The 23,510-nt window shown below is 72.0% G+C and carries 5 protein-coding genes; all 5 read right to left on the bottom strand.

The features are described 5' to 3' along the window. Window positions 1-14: 14 nt before the first annotated feature. The 5 genes from IAG44_RS15965 to IAG44_RS15985 all read right to left on the bottom strand — a co-directional run bounded on the left by IAG44_RS15965 (window position 15) and on the right by IAG44_RS15985 (window position 23,499). Window positions 15-1,289, bottom strand: coding sequence for an activator-dependent family glycosyltransferase (locus IAG44_RS15965; protein WP_187747771.1), 1,275 nt, complete (start codon window positions 1,287-1,289; stop codon window positions 15-17). 74 nt (window positions 1,290-1,363) lie between these two features. Next, window positions 1,364-2,512, bottom strand: a complete 1,149-nt coding sequence (locus tag IAG44_RS15970) for a cytochrome P450 family protein (protein WP_187747772.1) — start codon at window positions 2,510-2,512, stop codon at window positions 1,364-1,366. Next, window positions 2,512-3,288, bottom strand: a complete 777-nt coding sequence (locus tag IAG44_RS15975; RefSeq protein ID WP_187747773.1) for a thioesterase II family protein — start codon at window positions 3,286-3,288, stop codon at window positions 2,512-2,514. Before IAG44_RS15975 ends, IAG44_RS15970 begins: the two co-directional genes overlap by 1 nt. Window positions 3,289-3,430: 142 nt before the next feature. Next, window positions 3,431-13,390 carry a type I polyketide synthase gene (locus IAG44_RS15980; RefSeq protein WP_187747774.1) on the bottom strand — a complete coding sequence of 3,320 codons (9,960 nt, stop codon included), beginning with the start codon at window positions 13,388-13,390 and terminating at the stop codon, window positions 3,431-3,433. Between the two features lie 41 nt (window positions 13,391-13,431). Further along, window positions 13,432-23,499 carry a type I polyketide synthase gene (locus tag IAG44_RS15985; protein WP_425508524.1) on the bottom strand — a complete coding sequence of 3,356 codons (10,068 nt, stop codon included), beginning with the start codon at window positions 23,497-23,499 and terminating at the stop codon, window positions 13,432-13,434. Window positions 23,500-23,510 lie beyond the last annotated feature (11 nt).

The raw sequence follows: 23,510 nt of genomic DNA on the forward strand, positions 1-23,510 counted from the left end.
TTGGTGTGGTGTGCTCAGCCAACGGGCACCTCCCGGCGGGTGCGGTGCTCGGCGGTCAGCTGTTCCAGCGCGGTCACGAGTTCGCCGGGGGACGGCTCCGCGAGTACTTCCTGGCGGAGGCGTTCGGCGGCGGCCTTGAAGGAGGGTTCCTCCAGGACCCGCGTGAGCGCGTCGCGCAGTCCTTGCGGGGTCAGCGTGTTGGGGCGGATGAAGACTCCGGCGCCCAGTTCCTCGATCCGCTCGGCCTTCAGCACGGTGTCGTACTGCTCGGCGAGCATGATGTGCGGGACGCCGGCGAGCATCGCGGTCGACCAGGTGCCCGCGCCGCCGTGGTAGATGATCGCGGAGCAGGTCGGCAGCAGGACGTGCATCGGGACGAAGTCGACGATGCGGGTGTTGTCCGGTACCGGTCCCAGTTCCTCGCGCTGCGAGGCGTCGAGGGTGGCCACGAGTTCGATGTCCAGGTCGGCGGTGGCCTCGATCAGATCGCCGATGGAGACGGCGTCACCGCCGAGCACTTCGCGGGCGCTCACGCCGAGCGTCAGGCACACGCGGGGGCGCATGGGCGGCTCGCGCAGCCAGTCCGGGACGACGGAGGTGCCGTTGTAGGGGACGTAGCGCATCGGGACGACGTGCTGGTCGAGCTGGAGCCGGGTGCTCGCCGGGGTGGAGTCGATGGTCCACTGGCCGGTGATCACCTCTTCGTCGAAGGGGACGCCGTAGCGGTCCAGCGTCCAGGTCAGCCACTCGGCGAGCGGGTCGTCGCGGTGCTCGGGCGGCTGCTCGGCCTGGCGCTGGAGGAACAGTCGCCTGGCCCGGAGCTGTACGTCCGGTCCCCACAGCAGGCGGGCGTGGGCCGCGCCGGTCACCCGGGCGGCGACGGCTCCCGCGTAGGTGAAGGGCTCCCAGACCACCAGGTCGGGCTGCCACTGGCGGGCGAACTCCACGAGGTCGTCGACCATGGTGTCGTTGACCTTGGCGTACATCAGCGGGGTCATCATCGACTGCAGGCCGAGCGCGTAGTCCCAGGTCACGATCTCCGGCCGGTCCTCGGCGAAGTTGATCTCCGGGTGTTCGCTGTTGCGGTTGCTCTGGCGCTGCTCGAAGTCCTGGACGGCGTGGTCCACGCCGACCGGCACCGCGGGCAGTCCGGCCTGCGTGATCGTGTCGGTCAGCGAGGGCTGGCTGGCGACCCGGACTTCGTGGCCGGCGGCGCGGAACGCCCAGGCCAGCGGGGCCAGCGTGTAGAAGTGCGTGTTGTGTGCGAACGAGGTGAACAGCACGCGCACCGGTTGTCTCCTTAGGCGTTCGGACGGGTGGGGGCCGCGAGGGGCGGTGTCCCCCGGGGTCGCTCGGGCGGCGGTCAGGCGGTCACCGGGAACCGCGCGATGGCGCGGCTGACCGGTGCCCTCCTGCGTCGCACGATCGGCCCGTCCTGCCGGAGCCGGGGCAGCCGGTCGAGGAGCAGGCGAAGCGCGGCTTCGGCCTGCGCCTTGGCCGGCGGGGCGACGAGTTCGTGGTGCGCGGTGCCCCGCAGGGCGGCGGGGCCGACGCGGTGCGGGTCGAAGCGGTCGGGGTCGGCGAAGACCTTGGGGTCCCGGTTGGCGGCGGCCAGCAGGACGACGACCTGGCTGTCCGCCGTGATGAGGTGCCCGTCGATCTCGACGTCCTCGCGGGCGACCAGGGGGCACAGGTGGACCGGCGGGTCGTGGCGCAGGGTCTCGTCGATCGCCTGGGGCAGCAGGCCGGGGTCGGCGCGGACCTCGTCGAGGAGCGCGGGGTCGGCCAGCAGGGCGAGGACCGCGTTGCTCACCAGGCTCGACGTGGCCTGGACGCCGATGACGGCTGCCAGCATCGCGGCGGTGAGCGCGTCCTCGTCCCGCGTCAGGGCGGCGAGTTGTTCGCGCAGCCGGCCTGCCGCGGTGATCAGGGCGCGGGCCGGGGCGAGTTGTTGCGGGCAGACCTCGGCGTCGAGCGCGTTGCCGAGGGCGGCGCAGTGGGCGGCGAAGTCCGGCCGGTCGGCGGGCGGGACGGCGAGGAGGTCGGCGAGGACGCCGGTGGCGAACGGGGTCGCGAAGTCGGCGGCGAGGTCGAAGCGGGTGCCGAGGGTGTCGAGGAGGTCGGCGCCCACGCGTTCGGCGATCTCCCGGTGGCGTTCGGCCGCCTCGGGCGCCTCGCGGATCCTGTCGTGCGCAGCGCGGTCCAGGCCGAGGAAGGTGTCGTCCAGGGCCAGCACGTGCTGCGGCGGGGTGCCGCCGTCGGCTGTGCGGGTGTCGAAGCGGGGGTCGGCCAGGATGCGGGCGGCCGGTTCGTAGCCGGCGCAGACCCAGCTGCCCAGCGGGTTCTGGTGGAGCGCCCCCTGTTCGCGGGCGAGTTCGTAGTGCGGGTGCGGGTCGTCCGTCTGGGCGCGCAGCAGCAGCGCGTAGGGGTCGCCGAACATGCCGACGTACCACTGGGTCCCGCGGACCAGCTGCATCATGCCGCCGAGTTCGCTGTCCGTCAGATCTTTCATTACGCCCCCGGTCGCCGGGAATCCGCGGTGAGCAGCTTCCCGGAAATCTGGTCACATATCGCTTCGCGGTGTGTGTTCAAGTAGAAATGACCGCCGGTGAAAATCTTCATATCGAATTCACCGGAGGTGTGCTCGTGCCAGGCGCGGGCGTCCTCGACCGTCACTCTGGGATCCGCGTCCCCGATGAACGAGGTGATCGGGCAGGACAGCGGTGGACCCGGCCGGTACTCGTAGGTCTCGATCGCCCGGTAATCGCCGCGGATAGCGGGCAGCGCCATGCGCAGGATCTCCTCGTCGGCCAGGACCTGACTGTCCGTGCCGGAAAGGTGCCGCATTTCCTCGATGAGTCCGGCGTCGTCGCGCAGGTGCACCGTCTCCTGTCGCTGGATCGACGGCGCGCGCCGGCCGGAGACGAAGAGGTGGGCGGGTGTGACACCGGCCTCCCGCTCCAGCAGCCGGGCGACCTCGAAGGCGACGACCGCTCCCATGCTGTGCCCGAACAGGGCGGGGCGGGCGCCCGCGACGGGGCGCAGCACCTCGAAGACCTGGCGCGCGAGCGTCAACAGGTCGGTCGCGCAAGGCTCCTTGCGCCGGTCCTGCCGCCCCGGGTACTGCACCGCCCGCACCGCGAGATCCGGCGTCAGCCGCTGGGAGAAGGAGAAGTAGGAGCTCGCCGAACCGCCCGCGTGCGGGAAGCAGGAGAGCGTGACAGCACCGGGCGACGCGGGATGGAACTCCCGCACCCAGAGATCTGTGAGCTCGTCGAAATTCGCCATCACCGCTCCCCCGTTTCACTGTGGACCAGCCGCCCCAGCGGCTTGGGCGGGCCGGTCCCGGACATGCTCGCAAAGGACTCGGCGAGGCTGTCCGCAGAAATTTCGAATGATGCTGAACAAATGGTCAGAAAGGGACGGGGCATCACAGAACCCCCGTCAACCAATGGTTTATCGACTCGGCAGTCACGCTAGCGTATTCCGCCATCATGGTGAAGTGGTTTCCGGGCACATCTACTGTCGTGTGAGCGAAATCCCAGGTCGACCGCCAGTCGCGCTCCCCGGACCATTCGGCCATCGGTTCGGTGGCTCGGACAAGCAGCGTCGGCGCCTTTGCCGGGAGCCGCTTCCCGGTGGCGAGGAATTGGTCGTAGGCGCCCATCGCGGTGAGCCGGAAGTCGTCCATCGGCACGTACATCGACTCCCGCTCGAACGTCCACCTCGCCAGGTCCTGCTGCCACTCCGTGAGGAGTTCCAGGTCGTCCGTCGAGTAGATGTCCGCCAGGACGACGGCGGCCGGGGCGGTGCCGGTCTCCTCCAGGTGGCAGGCGAGCGCGTTCGCCATGGTCGCCCCGCCGGAGTGCCCGAACAGCACGAACGGACGTCCCGCCGTGTGCGCGCGCACGGCCTCGGCCTGCACGCGCAGCGCGTCCTCCAGTTCGGCGGGCAGCGGCTCGTCCCTGAGGTAGCCGGGCAGCGGGAGCGCCGAGACGTCCCGCACCCCGCGCATCGCCGAGGCGAGGCGGGCGAACTCGTGCGGCCCGGCGATGGCGGCGGTGCCGCTGCAGCAGATCAGCTCCGGCGCGGCGGGCCCCTCGGCCAGCCGCACCAGCGCCGGGGGACGGAGCTCCGTCGTCGCGTCGAACCTCGGCCGGAACCGGGCCGCGTCGGCGAGCAGCGTGACGAAGTCGGAGAGCGTGCCCTGCCGCACCGCCTGCCGGTACAGCGACCCCAGGAACCCGGACCCGGCGGCTTCCGGCGCCGGAGCCCCGGCGCCGGAGCCGGCCAGCTCGGCGTCCAGGAAACCGGCCAGCGCGCCGATGGTGGGATGGTCGAAGGTGAGGGTCGCGGGGAGGGTCAGGCCGGTGGCGGCGCCGATCCGGTTGCGGAGTTCGACCGCGGTGAGCGAGTCGAAGCCCAGCTCCAGGAACGCCTGCTCCGGCTGGACCCGGTCGGCCGACGGATAGCCGAGCACCGAGGCCACCTCGCCCCGCACCAACTCCGTGAGGAACGCGCCCCGTTCGGCCTCGGGCAGCCGCGCCAGACGCTCGGCCGCCGACACCCCGTCCGCGACCGGCCCGGCGTCGGCCACCGGCCGGACCGGCAGCACGGCGTCGAGCAGCGGGCTCGGCCGCAGCGCGGTGAACGCCGGACCGAACGCGGCCCAGTCGACGTCCGCGACGACGACCGCCGCAGCGCTCCGGCCCGCCGCCTCCCGCAGCGCGGCCAGCGCCAGGTGCGGAGCCATCGGAGGAAGACCGCCCCGGCGCAACCGCTCCTCGTGCGCGCCGTCCGCCGCCATGCCCGCCTCGGCCCAGGGCCCCCAGGCGATGGACGTGGCCGCCAGCCCGTCGGCCCGGCGCTGCTCGGCCAGGGCGTCCAAGTAGGCGTTCGCGGCGGCGTAGTTGCCCTGCCCGGCCGCGCCGATCGCGCCGGCGAACGACGAGAACAGCACGAACGCGGACAGCCCGAGGTCACGGGTCCGCTCGTGCAGGTTGCGGGTCGCGTCCACCTTGGGCCGCAGCACCCGGGCCGTCTGCTCGGCGGTGAGCGTGTCCAGCAGCCCCGGCTCCAGCACCCCCGCCGCGTGCACGACCGCGGTCAACGGCGGACCGGCCAGCCCGGCGAGGAGCGCGTCCAGCGCCGCCGGATCCGCCACGTCACAGGCCGCGACGGTGACCTCGACACCGAGCCCGGTCAACTCCTCGACCAGACCGGCCGCACCGGGCGCCTCCCGGCCCTGACGGCTGGTCAGCACCAGGTGCTCGGCCCCGTTCCCGGCCAGCCAGTGCGCGACCTGCGCCCCCAGCGCACCGGTCCCACCGGTGACCAGCACAGTCCCGCTCGGCCGCCACTCCCCCGCCGACCCCGAGACGGCACGCCGCAACCGGCGCGCGAACACCCCGGACGGCCGGATCGCCAACTGATCCTCACCGGTCCCGGCCAGCACGGCGACCAGCCGGTCCACCGCCCGCCCGTCCAGAGCCCCGGGCAGATCCACCAGACCACCCCAACGCTGCGGATGCTCCAACGCGGCCACCCGGCCGAGCCCCCACACCTGCGCCTGCTCCGGCGCTTCCGGCCGCTCCGAGGCACCGACCGCGACGGCACCCCGGGTCAGGCACCACAGCGGCGCCTCCCACTCGTTGTCACCGAGCGCCTGGACCAGCGTCAGGCTGGGCCGCACCGTCCCGGTCGCCGCCAGCAGCGACAGCACCCCGGCCGGAACGCCGTCCCCCACCGCCGCCCGCAACCGCTCCGCGAGCCGCGCCCGGTCGCCGTCGACCCCGGTGAGCTCCACACGGACGGCGTCGACGCCACGCGCGGTGAGCGCGTCGGCGACCTCCTCCGCCCAGGCGGCGCCGGTCGGGAGCACCACCAGCCAGCGACCGGCGAGCGGCGCGGACGCCGCCGCGTCCACCGGCTGCCAGGTGACCTCGTACCGCCAGGAGTCCACGGTCGACTTCTCCCGCCGGCTCCTGCGCCACGCGGACATCGCGGGCAACGCCTCGCTGAGCGGAGTCTCCGGATCGACGGCCAGCGCCTCGGCCAGGCTCTCCTGCTCCACGGCGGCCCAGAACCCGTCGTCCGCCGAGTCGACACGCACCTCGTCGGGCATCGCCGGGACCTCGGGCCAGTAGCGCTCGCGCTGGAAGGCGTAGGTGGGGAGGTCCACGCGACGGGCGCGGCCTTCGAAGAGCGCGGTCCAGTCGACGGACGCGCCTCGCGTGTGGGCGGTGGCCAGGGCGGTCAGCAGGGACTGAGCCTCGTCACGGTCCTTACGCAACACCGGCACAGCCGCCAGACCCTCGCCGGTCCAGCACTCCTGGGCCAACGCGCTCAGTGCGCCATCGGGGCCGAGTTCGACGAACGTCGTGACGCCCTTCGCCTCCAGTGCCCGGACGCCGTCCAGGAACCGGACGGCCTCGCGGACGTGGCGGACCCAGTACTCGGCGTCCGGTGTCACTTCGGTGCCGGTGAGGGTGGACACGATCGGGATGCGGGGGGCCTCGTAGGTGAGCCCGGCCGCGACCTCGCGGAAGGCGTCGAGCATGCCGTCCATGTGCGAGGAGTGGAAGGCGTGGCTGACGGTGAGCCGCTTGGTCTTACGCCCCTCGAAGCTGGCTACCAGCTCCAGCACTTGGGCCTCGTCGCCCGCGACCACCACCGACGACGGCCCGTTGACCGCCGCGATACTCACGCCGTCGACCAGCAGCGGCGCCACCTCGTCCTCGGACGCCTGGACCGCCACCATCGCCCCGCCGCCCGGCAGTTCCTGCATCAGGCGGCCACGGGCAGCCACCAGCGCACACGCATCCGCCAGGGACAACACCCCCGCCACGTGCGCAGCCGCCAGCTCGCCGATCGAATGCCCGGCCACGAAGTCAGGCGTGAGCCCCCACGACTCCACCAGCCGGAACAACGCCACCTCGACCGCGAACAACGCCGGCTGGGTGTAGGCGGTCTGCCCCAGAAGCTCACCCTCCCCGAACACCACGTCCTTCAGCGGACGCCCGAGTTCGGAGTCGAAGCGGGCGCACACCGCGTCGAACGCGTCCGCGAAGACGGGGTGGGAGCCGTACAGCTCACGCCCCATCCCCACCCGCTGCGACCCCTGGCCGCTGAAGAGGAACGCCAACCGCCCCTCGGAGACGGTGTCCCGCACCACGCCGGACGCCGACGTGCCCGAGGCCAGCGCTCCAAGGCCCTCGCGGAATCCCGCCGCGTCACCGGCCAGCACCACGGCGCGGTGGCCCAGTGCGGCGCGGCCGGCGGCCAGGGAGAACGCGACGTCGACGGGGTTCAGCTCGGGCGTGGAGTCGACGAACGACGAGAGCCGGGCGGCCTGCGCGCGCAGCGCCGCCTCGGACTTGCCCGACAGGACCCACGGCACCACGCCCACCGGCTCGGCGGAAGGGACCGGCTCCTCAACCGGTGCCTGCTCGATGATGACGTGCGCGTTGGTACCGCTGATGCCGAACGACGAGACCCCGGCCCGGCGGGGTTCCTCGGTGACCGGCCAGGGGGTCGCCTCGGTGACGAGGGAGACCCCGCCCGACGACCAGTCGACTTCAGGCGTGGGCCGGTCCACGTGCAGGGTCTGGGGAACCAGGCCGTGGCGCATCGCCTGGACCATCTTGATGACGCCCGCGACACCGGCGGCGGCCTGGGTGTGGCCGATGTTGGACTTCAACGCCCCGAGCAGCAGGGGCCGTTCGGCGGGCCGGTCCTGGCCGTAGGTGGCGAGCAGGGCCTGGGCCTCGATGGGGTCGCCGAGGACCGTGCCGGTGCCGTGGGCCTCGACGACGTCGACCTGGTCGGCGGAGAGGCGGGCGCTGCTCAGGGCCTGGCGGATGACCCGCTGCTGGGAGGGGCCGTTGGGGGCGGTGAGACCGTTGGAGGCGCCGTCCTGGTTGACCGCGCTGCCGCGCACCACCGCGAGCACGGGGTGGCCGTTGCGGCGGGCGTCGGAGAGGCGTTCCACCACGAGGACGCCGACGCCCTCGGCCCAGCTGGTGCCGTCGGCGGCGGCGGAGAAGGACTTGCAGCGGCCGTCGGCGGCGAGGCCGCGCTGGCGGCTGAACTCGACGAACATGCTGGGCGTCGACATGACCGTCACGCCGCCGGCCAGCGCGAGCGTGGACTCGCCCTGTCGCAGCGACTGCGCCGCGAGGTGCAGCGCGACCAGCGACGAGGAGCACGCGGTGTCGACGGTCACGGCGGGGCCTTCGAGGCCGAAGGTGTAGGAGATGCGGCCGGAGACGACACTGCCCGCGTTGCCGGTGAGGAGGTAGCCGTCGGCGGCGTCGGGGGTGGACATGAGCAGGGCCGCGTAGTCCTGGCCGTTGGCGCCGGCGAAGACGCCGGTGCGGCTGCCGCGCAGGGTGGACGGGTCGATGCCCGCGCGCTCGAACGCCTCCCAGGAGGCTTCGAGGAGGAGCCGGTGCTGCGGGTCCATGGACAGCGCCTCGCGCGGCGAGATCCCGAAGAACGTCGGGTCGAACTCGGCCACGTCGTAGAGGAACCCGCCCTCGCGGGTGTAGGAGGTGCCCGCCTCGCCGTCGTCGCCGAAGAGGCCGTCGATGTCCCAGCCCCGGTCGGTCGGCACCGGGGAGATCGCGTCGCCGCCGTCGGCGACGAGCCGCCACAGGTCCTCCGGGGAGGAGACACCGCCGGGGAAGCGGCAGGCCATGCCGACGATGACGATGGGTTCGTCGTCGACGGATGTGGTGGCGGGCAGCGCGGCCGACGGCGTGGCGGCGGTCTCGGAGACCTCGGCGAGCAGGAAGTCGGCGAGGACCGACGGGCTCGGGTAGTCGAAGACGAGCGTCGTCGGGAGCTTGAGTCCGGTCGCGGACGCGAGCCGGTTGCGCAGGTCGACCGCGGTGAGCGAGTCGAAGCCCAGCTCGCGGAAGGCGCGGTCGGCCTCGACCTGTTCGTCGGGTCCGTGCCCGAGCACGGCGGCGACATGGCCGCGCACCAGCGACAGCACGGCGCGGCGCCGTTCGGCCTCGGACATGCCGGACAGCCGGGCGTGCAGGGCCGAATCACCGGTGCCGGTCTCCGCCGGCGCCTCGCGCAGGGCGCGGACCTCGGGAAGGTCACCGATGAGCGGGCTGGTGCGGGCGGCGGTGAAGCCGGGCGCGAACTTCGCCCAGTCGACGTCGGCGACGGCGAGCAGCGTCTCGTCGTGGTCCAGGGCCTGGCGCAGGGCGGCGATCGCCATGGCGGGCTTGAGCACCGGAAGCCCGCCACGCCGCAGACGGGCGCCGACGGCGGCGTCGTCGGCCATGCCGCCGTCCGCCCAGGGCCCCCAGGCGATCGCGGTGGCCGGCAGTCCGGCGGCGCGGCGACGCTGGGCGAGCGCTTCGAGGACCGCGTTGGCGGCGGCGTAGTTGCCCTGCCCCGCCGCACCGAGCGTGGCGGCGAAGGAGGAGAAGAGCACGAAGGCGTCGAGTTCGCGGTCGGCGGTCAGCTCGTCGAGGTGGAGCGCGGCCTGGGCCTTGGGCCGCAGGACGGCGTCCAGCCGCTCGGGGGTGAGCGCTTCGAGAAGCCCCGCGTCCAGCACACCGGCCGCGTGCACCACGGCACGCACCGGCGCGACCTCGTCGGCGACCCGCAGCACTTCGGCGAGCGCCGCCTTGTCGGTGACGTCACAGCTCTCGACGGTGACCCGGGCGCCGAGCCCGATCAGCTCGGCCTCCAGCTCCGCCGCGCCCTCGGCGTCACGGCCACGGCGGCTCAGCAGCACCAGGTGCTCGGCACCGGCACCGGCCAGCCAGCGCGCGACGTGCCCGCCCAACGCCCCGGTGCCACCGGTGACGACGGTCGTACCGCGCGGCTTCCAGGTCCCGCCGCCCCCGGCCGCCTCGGCACGCGCGCGCACCAGACGGCGCACGAACACGCCGGACCCACGGACGGCGAGCTGATCCTCGTCCCCGGCACCGGCCAGCACCCCGGCCAGCCGACCGAGCGCGCGCTCGTCGAGCACGTCGGGCAGATCGACCAGACCACCCCAACGCCCGGGGTGTTCGAGGGCGGCCACCCGGCCGAGCCCCCATATCGCGGCCTGCTCGGGGCTGGTCAGCCGGTCGGCGGCACCGGTGGAGACCGCGCCCCGGGTGGCACACCACAGGGGCGCCTCGATGTCGGCGTCGCCGAGCGCCTGAACCAGGGCGAGGACCTGGTCCGGGCGCTCGGGGGACAGCGCCAGCACTCCGGCGAGCGCTGCGGTCGGCGTTCCCGCCTGGCCCGCTTGGCCCGCTTGAGTGATCGTCCGCAGCCGCTCGGCCAGCGCCGTGCGGTCGGCCCCCTCGTCCAGCGTCAGCGGCACGACCGTCGCGCCGTGCCCGGTCAGGGCGTCCGCCACGGCGGCCACGAGTTCGTCCACGGCGGTCACGAGTTCGCCCATGGCCGGTACGACCAGCAGCCAGGTGCCGTCCAGCCGCTGCTTCAGCGGGTCGGTCAGCGGCTGCCAACTCGGGTGGTAGCGCCAGGAGTCCACGGTGGACTGGTCCCGACGGCTCCGACGCCACGCCGACATGGCGGGCAGCACCTCGCTCAGCGGGGCATCACCGTCCACGTCGAGCGCGTCGGCCAGCGCCTCCAGGTTCTCCCGCTCGACGGCGTCCCAGAACTGCGCGTCCACCGGGTCCACTGAGGCCCCGGCCTCCGGAGCAGCCGCCTCCAGCCAGTAGCGCTGGCGTTGGAAGGGGTAGGTGGGGAGGTCGGTGAGACGGCCGCCGGGGAAGACGGCCGACCAGTCGACGTCGGCGCCGTGGACGTGGGCCTCGGCGAGGGACAACAGGAAGCGGTCGAGGCCGCCCTCGTCACGACGGAGGGAACCGATCGCGGTGATCTCCTCGGAGGTCTCCTGAACGGCCATGGCCAGGACCGGGTGGGCGCTGGACTCGACGAAGAGACGGTGTCCCTGGTCGGCCAGGAGGCGGACGGTCTCCTCGAAGCGGACGGTCTGGCGGAGGTTGCGGTACCAGTAGTCGGCGTCCATCACGCTGGTGTCGATCTGCTCGACGGTGACGGTGGAGTAGAAGGGGACCTGCGAGGGACGGGGGGTGATGCCGGACAGGACCTTCGCCAACTCGCCCTCGATCTCCTCGACATGGGCGGAGTGCGAGGCGTAGTCCACCGGGATACGCCGCGCACGGAACCCGTCCGCCTCGGCCTGGGCCAGCAGTTCGTCGAGCGCGTCGACGTCACCGGAGACGACGATCGAACCCGGGCCGTTCACGGCGGCGATCGAGACACGACCGCCCCAACGCGCCAGCCGTTCCTCCACGGCATCCACCGGCAGCGAAACGGACACCATCCCGCCCCGCCCGGACAGAGCCAGCAACGCCTTGCTCCGCAACGCCACCACCCGCGCCGCATCTTCCAGCGAGAGCGCACCCGCCACGGCCGCAGCCGCGATCTCACCCTGCGAGTGCCCGATGACCGCAGCAGGCTCGACACCGTACGAGCGCCACAGCGCGGCCAGCGACACCATCACGGAGAACAACACGGGCTGCACGACGTCGACCCGCTCCAACGCGGCGGCGTCACCCAGCACATCCAGCAGAGACCACTCCACATGCGGCTCAAGCGCCTCCGCACAAGCCCGCATCGACTCGGCGAACACCGGCGACGAACCCAGCAGCTCCACCGCCATCCCCACCCACTGCGCCCCCTGCCCAGGGAACACGAAGACGACCTTGCGACCGCCCACAACCCCCTGCACCAGACCAGGAGCCGACGTCCCCTCCGCAAGCGCCACCAAACCCGCACGACGGCTAACCACATCACCCCCCACCACCGCCGCCCGATGCTCAAAAACACCACGACCGGCCGTCAGCGAAAACCCCACATCAACCGCACTCACACCAGGCGTCGCGTCGAGGAACGCCACCAACCTCTCCGCCTGAGCCCGCAACGCAACCTCAGTCTTGGCCGACAACACCCACGGCACGGCCCCCACCGGCTCAACCGCGGGAACCTCCTCAACCGGCGGCGCCTGCTCAAGAATCGCGTGCGCGTTGGTCCCACTCACCCCGAACGACGAGACTCCCGCCCGCCGAGGCTCACCGGTCTCCGGCCATTCCGTGGCCTCCGTCAGCAAGGACACCGCCCCCGCCGCCCAGTCAACCTGCCGCGACGGCTGATCCACATGCAGCGTCTTCGGCACCACCCCATGCCGCATCGCATGCACCATCTTGATGACACCCGCCACACCGGCAGCAGCCTGCGTATGCCCGATGTTGGACTTGACCGCCCCGAGCAGCAACGGCCGATCAGCAGGCCGATCCTGCCCGTAGGTCGCAAGAATCGCCTGCGCCTCGATCGGATCCCCGAGCCGAGTACCCGTCCCGTGCGCCTCGACGACGTCAACCTGATCAGCGGTGAGCTGCGCGTTCAGCAACGCCTGACGGATGACCCGCTGCTGGGCGGGCCCATTGGGCGCGGTGAGCCCACTACTCGCCCCGTCCTGGTTGACGGCAGTACCCCGCACCACGGCCAACACCCGATGCCCATTGCGCAGCGCATCGGACAGCCGCTCGACGAGCAGCATCCCCACCCCCTCCCCCCACCCGGTCCCGTCCGCCGCGTCCGCGAACGCCTTGCACCGCCCGTCCGCCGCAAGTCCCCGCTGACGGCTGAACTCCACGAAGATCGCCGGCGTGGCCATGATGGTCGCGCCACCGGCCAACGCGAGGGTGCACTCGCCCTTCCGGAGCGATTCACAGGCCAGATGAAGAGCTACCAGCGAGGAGGAGCAGGCGGTGTCGATGGTGACGGCAGGCCCTTCGAGGCCAAGGGTGTAGGCGATGCGACCGGAGGCGACGCTGCCGGAGTTACCGGTGCCGATGTACCCCTCGACGCCTTCCGGAAGGTCGACCAGGCGAGTCGCGTAGTCGTGGTAGATGACCCCGGCGAAGACACCGGTACGGCTACCGCGCACGGCGGCGGGGTCGATGCCCGCGCGCTCGAAGGTCTCCCAGCTCGCTTCGAGAAGAAGCCGCTGCTGGGGATCCATGGCGAGCGCTTCACGCGGGGAGATCTCGAAGAACGCGGGATCGAACCGGCTGGCGTCCTGGAGGAACCCGCCCTTGCTGGTGTAGGACTTGCCGGCGCTGTCGGGGTCGGCGTCGTAGAGGTCGTCGACGTCCCAGCCACGATCGGGCGGGAACGAGGAGATGGCGTCGCCGCCCTCGGCCACCAACTGCCACAGATCCTCGGGGGAGTTGACCCCGCCGGGGTACCGGCAGCTCATGCCGATGATCGCGATCGGCTCGGCGGCCGCGTCCTCGACCTCTTGGAGACGCTGCTTGGTCTGCCGGAGTTCGGCGGTCATCTGCTTGAGGTAGTGACGGAGTTTGTCCTCATTGGACATGGGTGTTTCCTTTCTGGTGGCAGTTCCGGATTCGTAGGTGCTCAAGAAATCCCGAACTCCTTGCCAATGAGGTCGAACATCTCGTCGTCGGTGGCCGTGTCCAAGTCGGCCTCGGCTTCGGACTCGTCAGTGCCGGCCCAACCGGCCGTCAGCGACTTGAGGCGGACGGTGATCTGGCCCCGGGTCTCGTCGTCGGCGGCGGTGAACGCGGCCAACTCCTTCTGCAGCCGGGCGAGTTCCGCGAGGAGCGGCGCGGCCGAGTTCGCGGTGTCCGGCACGATCTCCGAGGCCAGGTAGCCGGTGAGGGCGACCGGGGTCGGGTAGTCGAAGATCAGCGTCGCGGGCAGCCGCAGTCCGGTCGCCGTGTTCAGCCGGTTGCGCAGCTCGACGGCGGTCAGCGAGTCCAGACCGAGTTCGAGGAAGCCGCGTCCGGTGTCGATGGCGTCCGGTGAGGCGTGGCCCAGCACGGCGGCCAGTTGGCCGCGCACGAGGTCGGTCAGCACGCGGTCGCGTTCGGCTTCCGCGAGACCGCCGAGCCGCTGCCGCAGCGAGGTCGCGTCCGGCACGGAACCGGCGTCGACGGTCCGGCGGGCCGGGGTCCGGACAAGGCCGCGCAGCAGCGCGGGCACGACGTCGGTGGCGCGCAGGGCCGCCGGGGTCAGCCGCACCGGCACGAGGACGGCGTCGTCCAGGCCGATGGCGGCGTCGAAGAGGGCCAGGCCCTCGGCGGTGGGCAGGGCGGCCATGCCGCCGCGTTCGAGGCGGCCGAGTTGGTCGTCGCCGAGGTGGGCGGTCATCCCGCTGCGGTGCGCCCACAGGCCCCAGGCGAGCGAGCTGGCGGCCAGTCCGCCGGCCCGGCGGCGCTGGGCGAGCGCGTCGAGGAAGGCGTTGGCCGCCGCGTAGTTGCCCTGTCCGGGGCCGCCGAAGGTGGAGGCCGCCGAGGAGAACACGACGAACGCGGCGAGGTCCGCGTCCTGGGTCAGCTCGTGCAGGTGCAGCGCCGCGTCCACCTTCGGCCGGAGCACGGCGTCGACGCGCTCCGGGGTCAGGGACTCGATGACACCGTCGTCCAGCACACCGGCGGCATGCACAACAGCGGTCAGCGGATGCTCCGCCGGAATACCGGCGAGGAGCGCGGCGACCTGCTCCCGGTCGGCCACGTCGCAGGCGGCCATGATGACCGTCGCGCCCAACTCGGTGAGTTCGGCGTGCAGTTCGGGCGCGCCGGGCGCGTCCATGCCCCGACGTCCGGCCAGCACCAGACGCCGGACGCCGTGCTCGGTGACGAGATGCCGGGCGACGAGCCCGCCGAGCGCACCGGTGGCGCCGGTGACGAGGGCGGTGCCGGACGGGTCCAGCGCGCGCGGTGTCCCCTCCGCCGCGACGGCCCTGGCCAGCCGGGGGGCGAGCAGGGTGCCCTCGCGCACCGCGAGCCGGGGCTCGTCGGCGCCGAGTGCGGCCGGGAGCGCCTGGTAGGAGGCGTCGTGCTCGTCCAGGTCCAGCAGCGTCAGCCGGTCGGGGTGCTCGGCCTGCGCGGACCGGACCAGGCCCCAGACGGCGGCGTGCGCGAGGTCGGACACGTCCTCACCGAGCCGCGTGGCCACGGCGCCACGGGTGACCAGCACCAGGCGGGACGCCGTGAACCGCTCGTCGGCGAGCCACCCCTGGACCAGCTCCAGCACCCGGTGCGTGGCCAGGCGCACGGCGGACGCCAGGTCGGCGGCGTCCGCGACGGAGTCGACGGTGCACGGCGCGAGCACCACGGACGGCACCGACGCCGCGTCGAGCGCGGACAGCTCGGCACACCCGTCGACGGGAAGCCCGGCGGCCCGCAGAGCGGCGGCGAACTTCTCCTGATCCGCACCCAGAACGAACCAGCGTTCCGGGCCGGCCGAGGGCAACGCCGGAACCGAAGCCCAGTCGACCCGGAACAGCGAGTCGTGCCGAACCTCCCGCGCGGCACGCAGTTGCTCGGCGGTCACCGGCCGCAGCACCAGCGAGTCCACCTCCGCCACGGCCCGCCCGTGCGCGTCCATGACGGCGAGCGACACCGAGTCCTGGCCGTGAGGCGAGATCCGCACCCGCAGCGCGCTCGCACCGACGGCCCGCAACGTCACCCCGCCCCACAGGAACGGCAACCTGCTCTGCCCGGAGTCACCGAGGAACCCCCCAAGACCGACCGCCTGCACGGCGGCGTCCAGCAGAGCCGGATGCACCCCGAACCTGGCGGCGTCGGAGCGACGCTCCCCGGACAGGGCGACATCGGCGAAGACCTCGTCACCGTGCCGCCAAGCCGCACGCAGCCCCTGGAACGACGGACCGTAGTGGTACCCGGTGGCGGCCAACCGCTCGTACAACTCACCCAGTTCGATCGCCACGGCACCGGCGGGCGGCCAGACACCCCCGAAGTCGGCGGGGGCGTCCGGCACCTCCGGGGCCAGCACACCACTGGCATGCCGCACCCACGCGCCACCGTCCTCGGACCGCGAGTGAATCCCCAACGTCCGCCGCCCGGACCCGTCCGCTTCACCGACGGTCAGCCGCAGCTGACGACCACCGCGCTCGGGCAGCACCAGGGGCGCTTCCAGGGTGAGTTCTTCGAGATGCCCGCAGTCGACCTGGTCCCCGGCACGGATCGCCAACTCCACGAAGGCGGTACCCGGCAACAACGTCGACCCCATCACCGCGTGATCGGCCAACCACGGCTGCGCCCCCAGGGACAACCTCCCCGTGAACACCAGCCCATCGGAGTCCGGCAACTCCACCGCCGCCCCCAACAACGGGTGATCCGCAGCACCGAGCCCCGCCGAGGCCACGTCACTCGCCGTCGCGGGGGCGTCGAGCCAGTAGCGCTCGCGCTGGAAGGCGTAGGTGGGGAGGTCGGTTCGGCGGGCGCCGGGGAAGACGGCCGACCAGTCGATGGTGGCGCCGTGGACGTGGGCCTCGGAGAGGGAGAGGAGGAAGCGGTCGAGGCCGCCCTCGTCACGACGGAGGGAACCGATCGCGGTGATCTGCTCGGAGGTCTCCTGGACGGCCATGGCGAGCACGGGGTGGGCGCTGGACTCGACGAAGAGACGGTGTCCCTGGTCGGCCAGGAGGCGGACGGTCTCCTCGAAGCGGACGGTCTGGCGGAGGTTGCGGTACCAGTAGTCGGCGTCCATCACGCTGGTGTCGATCTGCTCGACGGTGACGGTGGAGTAGAAGGGGACCTGCGAGGGGCGGGGGGTGATGCCGGCGAGGACCTTCGCCAACTCGGCCTGGATCTCCTCGACATGGGCGGAGTGGGAGGCGTAGTCGACGGGGACACGGCGGGCACGGAAGCCGTCCGTCTCGGCCTGAGCAAGCAACTCGTCGAGCGCATCGACGTCGCCGGAGACGACGATCGAACCCGGGCCGTTCACGGCGGCGACCGAGACACGACCGTCCCAGCGAGCCAACCGCTCTGTGACCTCGTCCACCGGCAACGAGACAGACACCATCCCGCCCCGGCCCGACAGAGCCAGCAGCGCCTTACTCCGCAACGCCACTACGCGCGCGGCATCTTCGAGCGAGAGCGCACCCGCCACGGCCGCAGCCGCGATCTCGCCCTGCGAGTGCCCGATGACCGCAGCAGGCTCCACGCCATAGGAGCGCCACAACGCGGCCAGCGACACCATCACGGAGAACAGCACCGGCTGAACAACGTCAACCCGCTCCAACTCGGCCGCGTCACCCAGCACATCCAGCAGAGACCACTCCACATGCGGCTCAAGCGCCTCCGCACAAGCCCGCATCGACTCCGCGAACACCGGCGACGAACCCAGAAGCTCCACCGCCATCCCCACCCACTGCGACCCCTGCCCCGGGAACACAAACACCACCCGGTCATCGGACCCGGCAACCCCCTGCACCAGCCCAGCAGCCGACCCCCCATCCGCAAGCGCCGCGAGACCCGCACGACGGCTGGCCAGCTCAGCCCCCACCACCGCCGCCCGATGCTCAAAACCAGCCCGACCAGCCGCCAGCGAAAACCCCACATCAACCGGACTCAACCCAGACGCGGACCCGACGAACGACAACAGGTTCGCCGCCTGCGCCCGCAACCCGGCCTCGGTCTTGGCGGACAGCACCCACGGCACCGCACCCACAGGCTCAGCCGAGCTCTCGGGAGCCTCCTCAACCGCCGGCGCCTCCTCAAGGATCACGTGTGCGTTGGTCCCACTGATCCCGAACGACGACACAGCGGCCCGCCGAGGCGCATCTCCCCGAGCCCACTCAGCCGCCTCGGTGAGCAACGACACCGCCCCCGCAGACCAATCGATCTGCGGCGAAGGCTCATCCACGTGCAGCGTCTTCGGCATGACCCCGTGCCGCATGGCCAGCACCATCTTCATCACGCCGGCCACACCGGCAGCAGCCTGCGTATGCCCGATGTTCGACTTCAACGACCCCAGCCACAACGGCCGTTCAGCGGGCCGACCCTGCCCATAAGTCGCAAGCAGCGCCTGAGCCTCGATCGGGTCACCAAGCGTCGTCCCGGTCCCGTGCGCCTCCACCACATCAACGTCCGACGTACCGAGCCCGGCGTTAGCGAGCGCCTGCCGAATCACCCGCTGCTGCGAGGGACCGTTGGGCGCGGTCAACCCATTCGAGGCACCGTCCTGATTCACCGCGCTGCCCCGCACCACCGCGAGCACGGGATGCCCATTCCTGCGCGCATCCGACAACCGCTCGACCAGCAGCATCCCCACACCCTCAGCCAGCGCGAACCCATCCGCAGCCGCCGCGAACGCCTTGGACCGCCCATCAGCGGCCAACCCGCTCTGACGACTGAACTCAAGGAACATGTCCGGCGTCGACATGATGGTGACCCCACCGGCGAGCGCCAGCTCACACTCCCCCTGCCGCAGAGCCTGCGCAGCAAGATGCAGCGCGACCAGTGACGACGAACACGCCGTGTCCACCGTCACCGCAGGCCCCTCAAGCCCGAACGTGTACGAAACGCGCCCGGACAGCACACTCGCCCCGTTACCGGTGGCGAGATACCCGTCCAGGTTCTCCGGAGCCCCCTGGAGCAACGGCGCGTAGTGCTGCCCGTTGGTCCCCGCGAACACCCCGACCGGCCGCCCCCGCAGGGACCCGGGATCGATCCCGGCCCGCTCGAACGCCTCCCAGGTGGTTTCGAGGAGGAGCCGGTGCTGCGGATCCATCGCCAGCGCCTCGCGCGGGGAGATCCCGAAGAACGTCGGGTCGAACTCCGCCGCGTCGTGGAGGAACCCGCCGTGGCCGACGTAGGAGGTCCGGGAGCGTTCGCCGTCCTCGTCCACCAGTGCGTCGAGGTTCCAGCCCCGGTCGGTGGGGAACGCGGTGATGGCGTCCGTGCCTTCGGAGATCAGCTGCCACAGCTGCTCCTCGGAGGTGACCCCGCCGGGGAAGCGACAGCCCATGCCGACGATGGCGATGGGTTCGTCGTCGACCGGCGCCACGGTGGCAACGGCGGCGACGGCGGCCGGTGCGCCAAGGACCTCGGTCTTGAGGTACTGGGCGAGGGCAGTGGCCGTCGGGTAATCGAAGATCAGAGTGGCGGGCAGCTTGAGCCCGGTGGCCGCGTTGAGACGGTTGCGCAGATCGACCGCGGTCAGCGAGTCGAAGCCCAGCTCCAGGAAGGCGCGCCCGGCCTCGATGGCCTCGGGGGTGGCGTGCCCCAGCACAGCGGCGACTTGCCCGCGCACCAGCTCCAGCACGATCCGGTCGCTCTCGGCACCGGTCTTGCCGGCGAGCCGCTGGGCCAGTGCCGAGCCCCCGGCACCGGCCGTGTCGCCTTCCTCCTCCTGGAGGCGACGCACTTCGGGCAGCCCGGCGATCAGCGGGCTGGGCCGTACCGAGGTGAACCCGGCGACGAACCGGTCCCAGTCGACGTCGGCGAGCGCCACGAACGTCTCGTCGTGGTCGAGGACCTGCTGGAGGGCGGTCATCGCCAGCTCGGGGTCGATGGCCCGCAGGCCACGGCGGCGCAGGAAGTCGAGGAAGTCGTCCTGGGTGTCGGCGCCACCGCCCCAGGGGCTCCAGGCCACGGAGGTGGCGGACAGCCCACGGGCGCGCCGGCGCTGGGCCAGCGCGTCGAGGTAGGCGTTACCGGCCGCGTAGGCGCCCTGCCGTCCGCTGCCCCAGACACCGGCGACGGCGGAGAAGTGGACGACGGTGGCGTCGGGGGCGTACTGGTCGAGCAGTTCGTCGAGGTGGGCCGCCATGGCCGCCTTGGCGGCGACCACCGTGGCGAACTCGGCGGGCGTGGTGTCGGCGAGCGGAGCCTGGTCGAGGACGGTCGGCGCGTGCACGACCACGGTGGGCGGCGTCGCCAGCAGCTCTTCCAGCGCCGCACGGTCGTCGTGCGCGCAGGCCACGACGGTCACCCGGACGCCCGCACCGGTCAGCTCGGCCTCCAGTTCGGCCGCGCCTTCCTCGACCGGCCCCGCGAGGACGACGTGCTCAGCGCCGTTCCCCGCCAGCCACCGTGCGGCCTGGGCGGCCAGCGGCCCGGTGCCGCCGGTGACGAGGACGGTCCCGGACGGCCGCCACTGCCGAGCCGGGGCGCGGTCGGCCACGGGGGCGTGCTCCAGCCTGCGCCCGTACACCCCGGAGGACCGGACGGCGAGCTGATCCTCGTCCCCGTGCCCGGCCAGCACGCCGACCAGCCGACGCCGCGCCGCTTCGTCCGCGTCCACCGGCAGATCGACCAGACCACCCCAGCGCTGCGGGTGTTCGAGAGCGGCCACCCGCCCGAGCCCCCACACCTGGGCCTGCACCGGACTGTCCGGCCCCTCGGACGCGACACCCACCGCGCCCCGGGTCGCACACCACAACGGCGCCTCGATCCCGGCGTCGCCGAGCGCCTGGAGCAGCGAGACGGTGTGCACCGCCCCCTCCGGGGCCCCGGTCAGCGCCAGCAACGAGAGCACACCGTCCGGGACGACCCCGTCGAGCAGTTCGGCAACGGCGTCGCGAGCGCACCCATCGGCGACCTCGACCGTGGTGACCTCGGCGCCCGCGGCTTCCAGCGCCGCCACCGCAGCCGTACCCCACGGCCCGGCGTCACCCGCCGGGAGCGCCACCAGCCAGGTCCCGGACAACGTGCCGGACGCAGGTTCGGACAGCCGCTGCCAGCCGATCCGGTACCGCCAGGAATCCACCGTGCTCTTGTCACGCCGGGTACGACGCCACGCCGCCAGCACCGGGAGCACCGCTTCGAGCGCGGCCTCGTCATCCCCGCGCACATCGAGCGCGTCCGCCAGCCCCCGCAGGTCCTCGCCCTCGACGGCTTCCCAGAACCGCGCGTCGGCGGGGTCCATGGACACCTCGCCCGCCGGGGCGTCGGCGTCGAGCCAGTAGCGCTGGCGTTGGAAGGCGTAGGTGGGGAGGTCGGTTCGGCGGGCGCCGGGGAAGACGGTCGTCCAGTCGACGTCGGCGCCGTGGACGTGGGCCTCGGCGAGGGACAACAGGAAGCGGTCGAGGCCGCCCTCGTCACGACGGAGGGAACCGATCGCGGTGATGTGCTCGGAGGTCTCCTGGAGGCCCATGGCGAGGACCGGGTGGGCACTGGACTCCACGAACAGCTTGTGTCCCTGGTCCACCAACAGGCGGACGGTCTCCTCGAAGCGGACGGTCTGGCGGAGGTTGCGGTACCAGTAGTCGGCGTCCAGGACGCTGGTGTCGATCCGCTCGACGGTCACGGTCGAGTAGAAGGGGACCTGCGAGGGACGGGGGGTGATACCGGCGAGGACCTTCGCCAACTCGCCCTCGATCTCCTCGACATGGGCGGAGTGGGAGGCGTAGTCCACCGGGATACGCCGAGCCCGGAAGCCATCCGCCTCCGCTTCAGCAAGCAACTCGTCGAGAGCGTCGACGTCGCCGGAAACGACGATCGAACCCGGGCCGTTCACGGCCGCGACCGAGACACGACCGTCCCAACGCGCCAGACGCTCTGTGACCTCGTCGACCGGGAGGGACACGGAGACCATCCCGCCCCGACCGGACAACGCCAGCAGGGCCTTGCTCCGCAACGCCACTACGCGCGCGGCATCTTCCAGCGAGAGCGCACCCGCCACAGCCGCAGCCGCGATCTCGCCCTGCGAGTGCCCGATGACCGCAGCAGGCTCCACACCGTACGAGCGCCACAGAGCCGCCAGCGACACCATCACGGAGAACAACACGGGCTGCACGACGTCAACCCGCTCCAACTCAGCGGCGTCACCCAGCGCATCCAGCAGAGACCACTCCACATGCGGCGCCAAAGCCTCCGCACATGCCCGCATCGACTCCGCGAACACCGGCGACGACCCCAACAGCTCGACCGCCATCCCCACCCACTGCGACCCCTGCCCCGGGAACACGAAGACGACCTTGCGACCGCCCACAACCCCCTGCACCACCCCAGGAGCCGAACCCCCCTCCGCAAGCGCCACCAAACCCGCACGACGGCTGGCGACATCACCCCCCACCACCGCCGCCCGATGCTCAAAACCAGCCCGACCAGCAGCCAGCGAAAACCCCACATCAACCGAACTCAACCCAGACGCCGAGTCGAGGAACGCCAACAGATTCGCCGCCTGCGCCCGCAACGCCCCCTCGGTCTTCCCAGACAACACCCACGGCACGGCCCCCACCGGCTCAACCGCGGGAACCTCCTCAACCGGCGGCGCCTGCTCAAGGATCGTGTGCGCGTTGGTCCCACTCACCCCGAACGACGACACAGCGGCCCGCCGAGGCTCCCCGGTCTCCGGCCACTCAACCTGCTCGGTCAGCAGGGACACAGCCCCCGCCGCCCAGTCGACCTCGGTCGTCGGCTCACTCACATGCAGCGTCTTAGGCATCACCCCATGCCGCAACGCCATCACCATCTTGATCACACCACCGACACCCGCAGCAGCCTGCGTATGCCCGATGTTGGACTTCAACGACCCGAGCCACAACGGCCGTTCAGCAGGCCGATCCTGCCCGTACGTCGCGAGAATCGCCTGCGCCTCGATCGGATCCCCGAGACTGGTCCCGGTCCCATGCGCCTCGACGACGTCAACCTGCTCCGCAGACAGCCGAGCACTCTCCAGCGCCGCACGGATGACCCGCTGCTGCGAAGGCCCGTTGGGCGCGGTCAACCCATTCGACGCCCCGTCCTGATTCACGGCGGACCCGCGCACGAGGGCCAGCACGGGATGCCCATTCCGCTGAGCGTCGGACAGCCGCTCGACCAGCAGCATCCCGACGCCTTCACCCCACCCGGTGCCGTCCGCGTCGGTGGAGAACGCCTTGCAACGCCCGTCCGGGGAAAGCCCACGCTGACGGCTGAACTCGATGAACGAGCCGGGGCTGGACATGACGGTGACACCGCCGGCCAGCGCCAGCTCGCACTCGCCCTTGCGCAGCGACTGCACGGCCAGATGCAGGGTGACCAGGGAGGAGGAGCAGGCGGTGTCGACCGTCACCGCGGGCCCTTCAAGACCGAGCGTGTAGGAGACGCGGCCGGAGGCGATGCTGCCCGCGCTGCCGTTGCCGAGGTAGCCCTCAAGCCCCTGGGGCACGACGTTCAGCCGGGCAGCGTAGTCGTGGTACATCATCCCGGCGAACACGCCGGTACGGCTGCCGCGCACCGAGGCCGGATCGATGCCCGCCCGCTCGAACGCCTCCCAGGAGGTCTCCAGGAGCAGCCGGTGCTGCGGATCCATCGCCATGGCCTCGCGCGGGGAGATCCCGAAGAAGGCAGGGTCGAACTCGGCGGCGTCGTAGAGGAATCCGCTCTCCCGGACGTACGTGGTGCCGGGGTGGTCCGGGTCGGGGTGGTACATGCCGTCCACGTCCCAGCCCCGGTTGTCGGGGAACGCCGAGATCGCGTCGGTGCCCGACGTCACGAGCCGCCACAGGTCCTCGGGCGAGCTGACGCCGCCGGGGTAGCGGCAGGCCATGCCGACGATCGCGATCGGCTCCTGTTCGCCCGCCTCGACCTCGGCCAGCCGGTCGCGGGTCTGCTGGAGATCGGCGATGGCGCGCTTGAGGTAGGCGCGGAGCTTGTCCTCGTTGGTCGGTGCCATGTCGCGGTTAGTCGGTGACATTTCGTTCCCCCTGGTGCGTACTGAAATCCACGGTGGTT

This window comes from Streptomyces roseirectus (genome assembly GCF_014489635.1).
GTDB classification, from domain to species: domain Bacteria; phylum Actinomycetota; class Actinomycetes; order Streptomycetales; family Streptomycetaceae; genus Streptomyces; species Streptomyces roseirectus.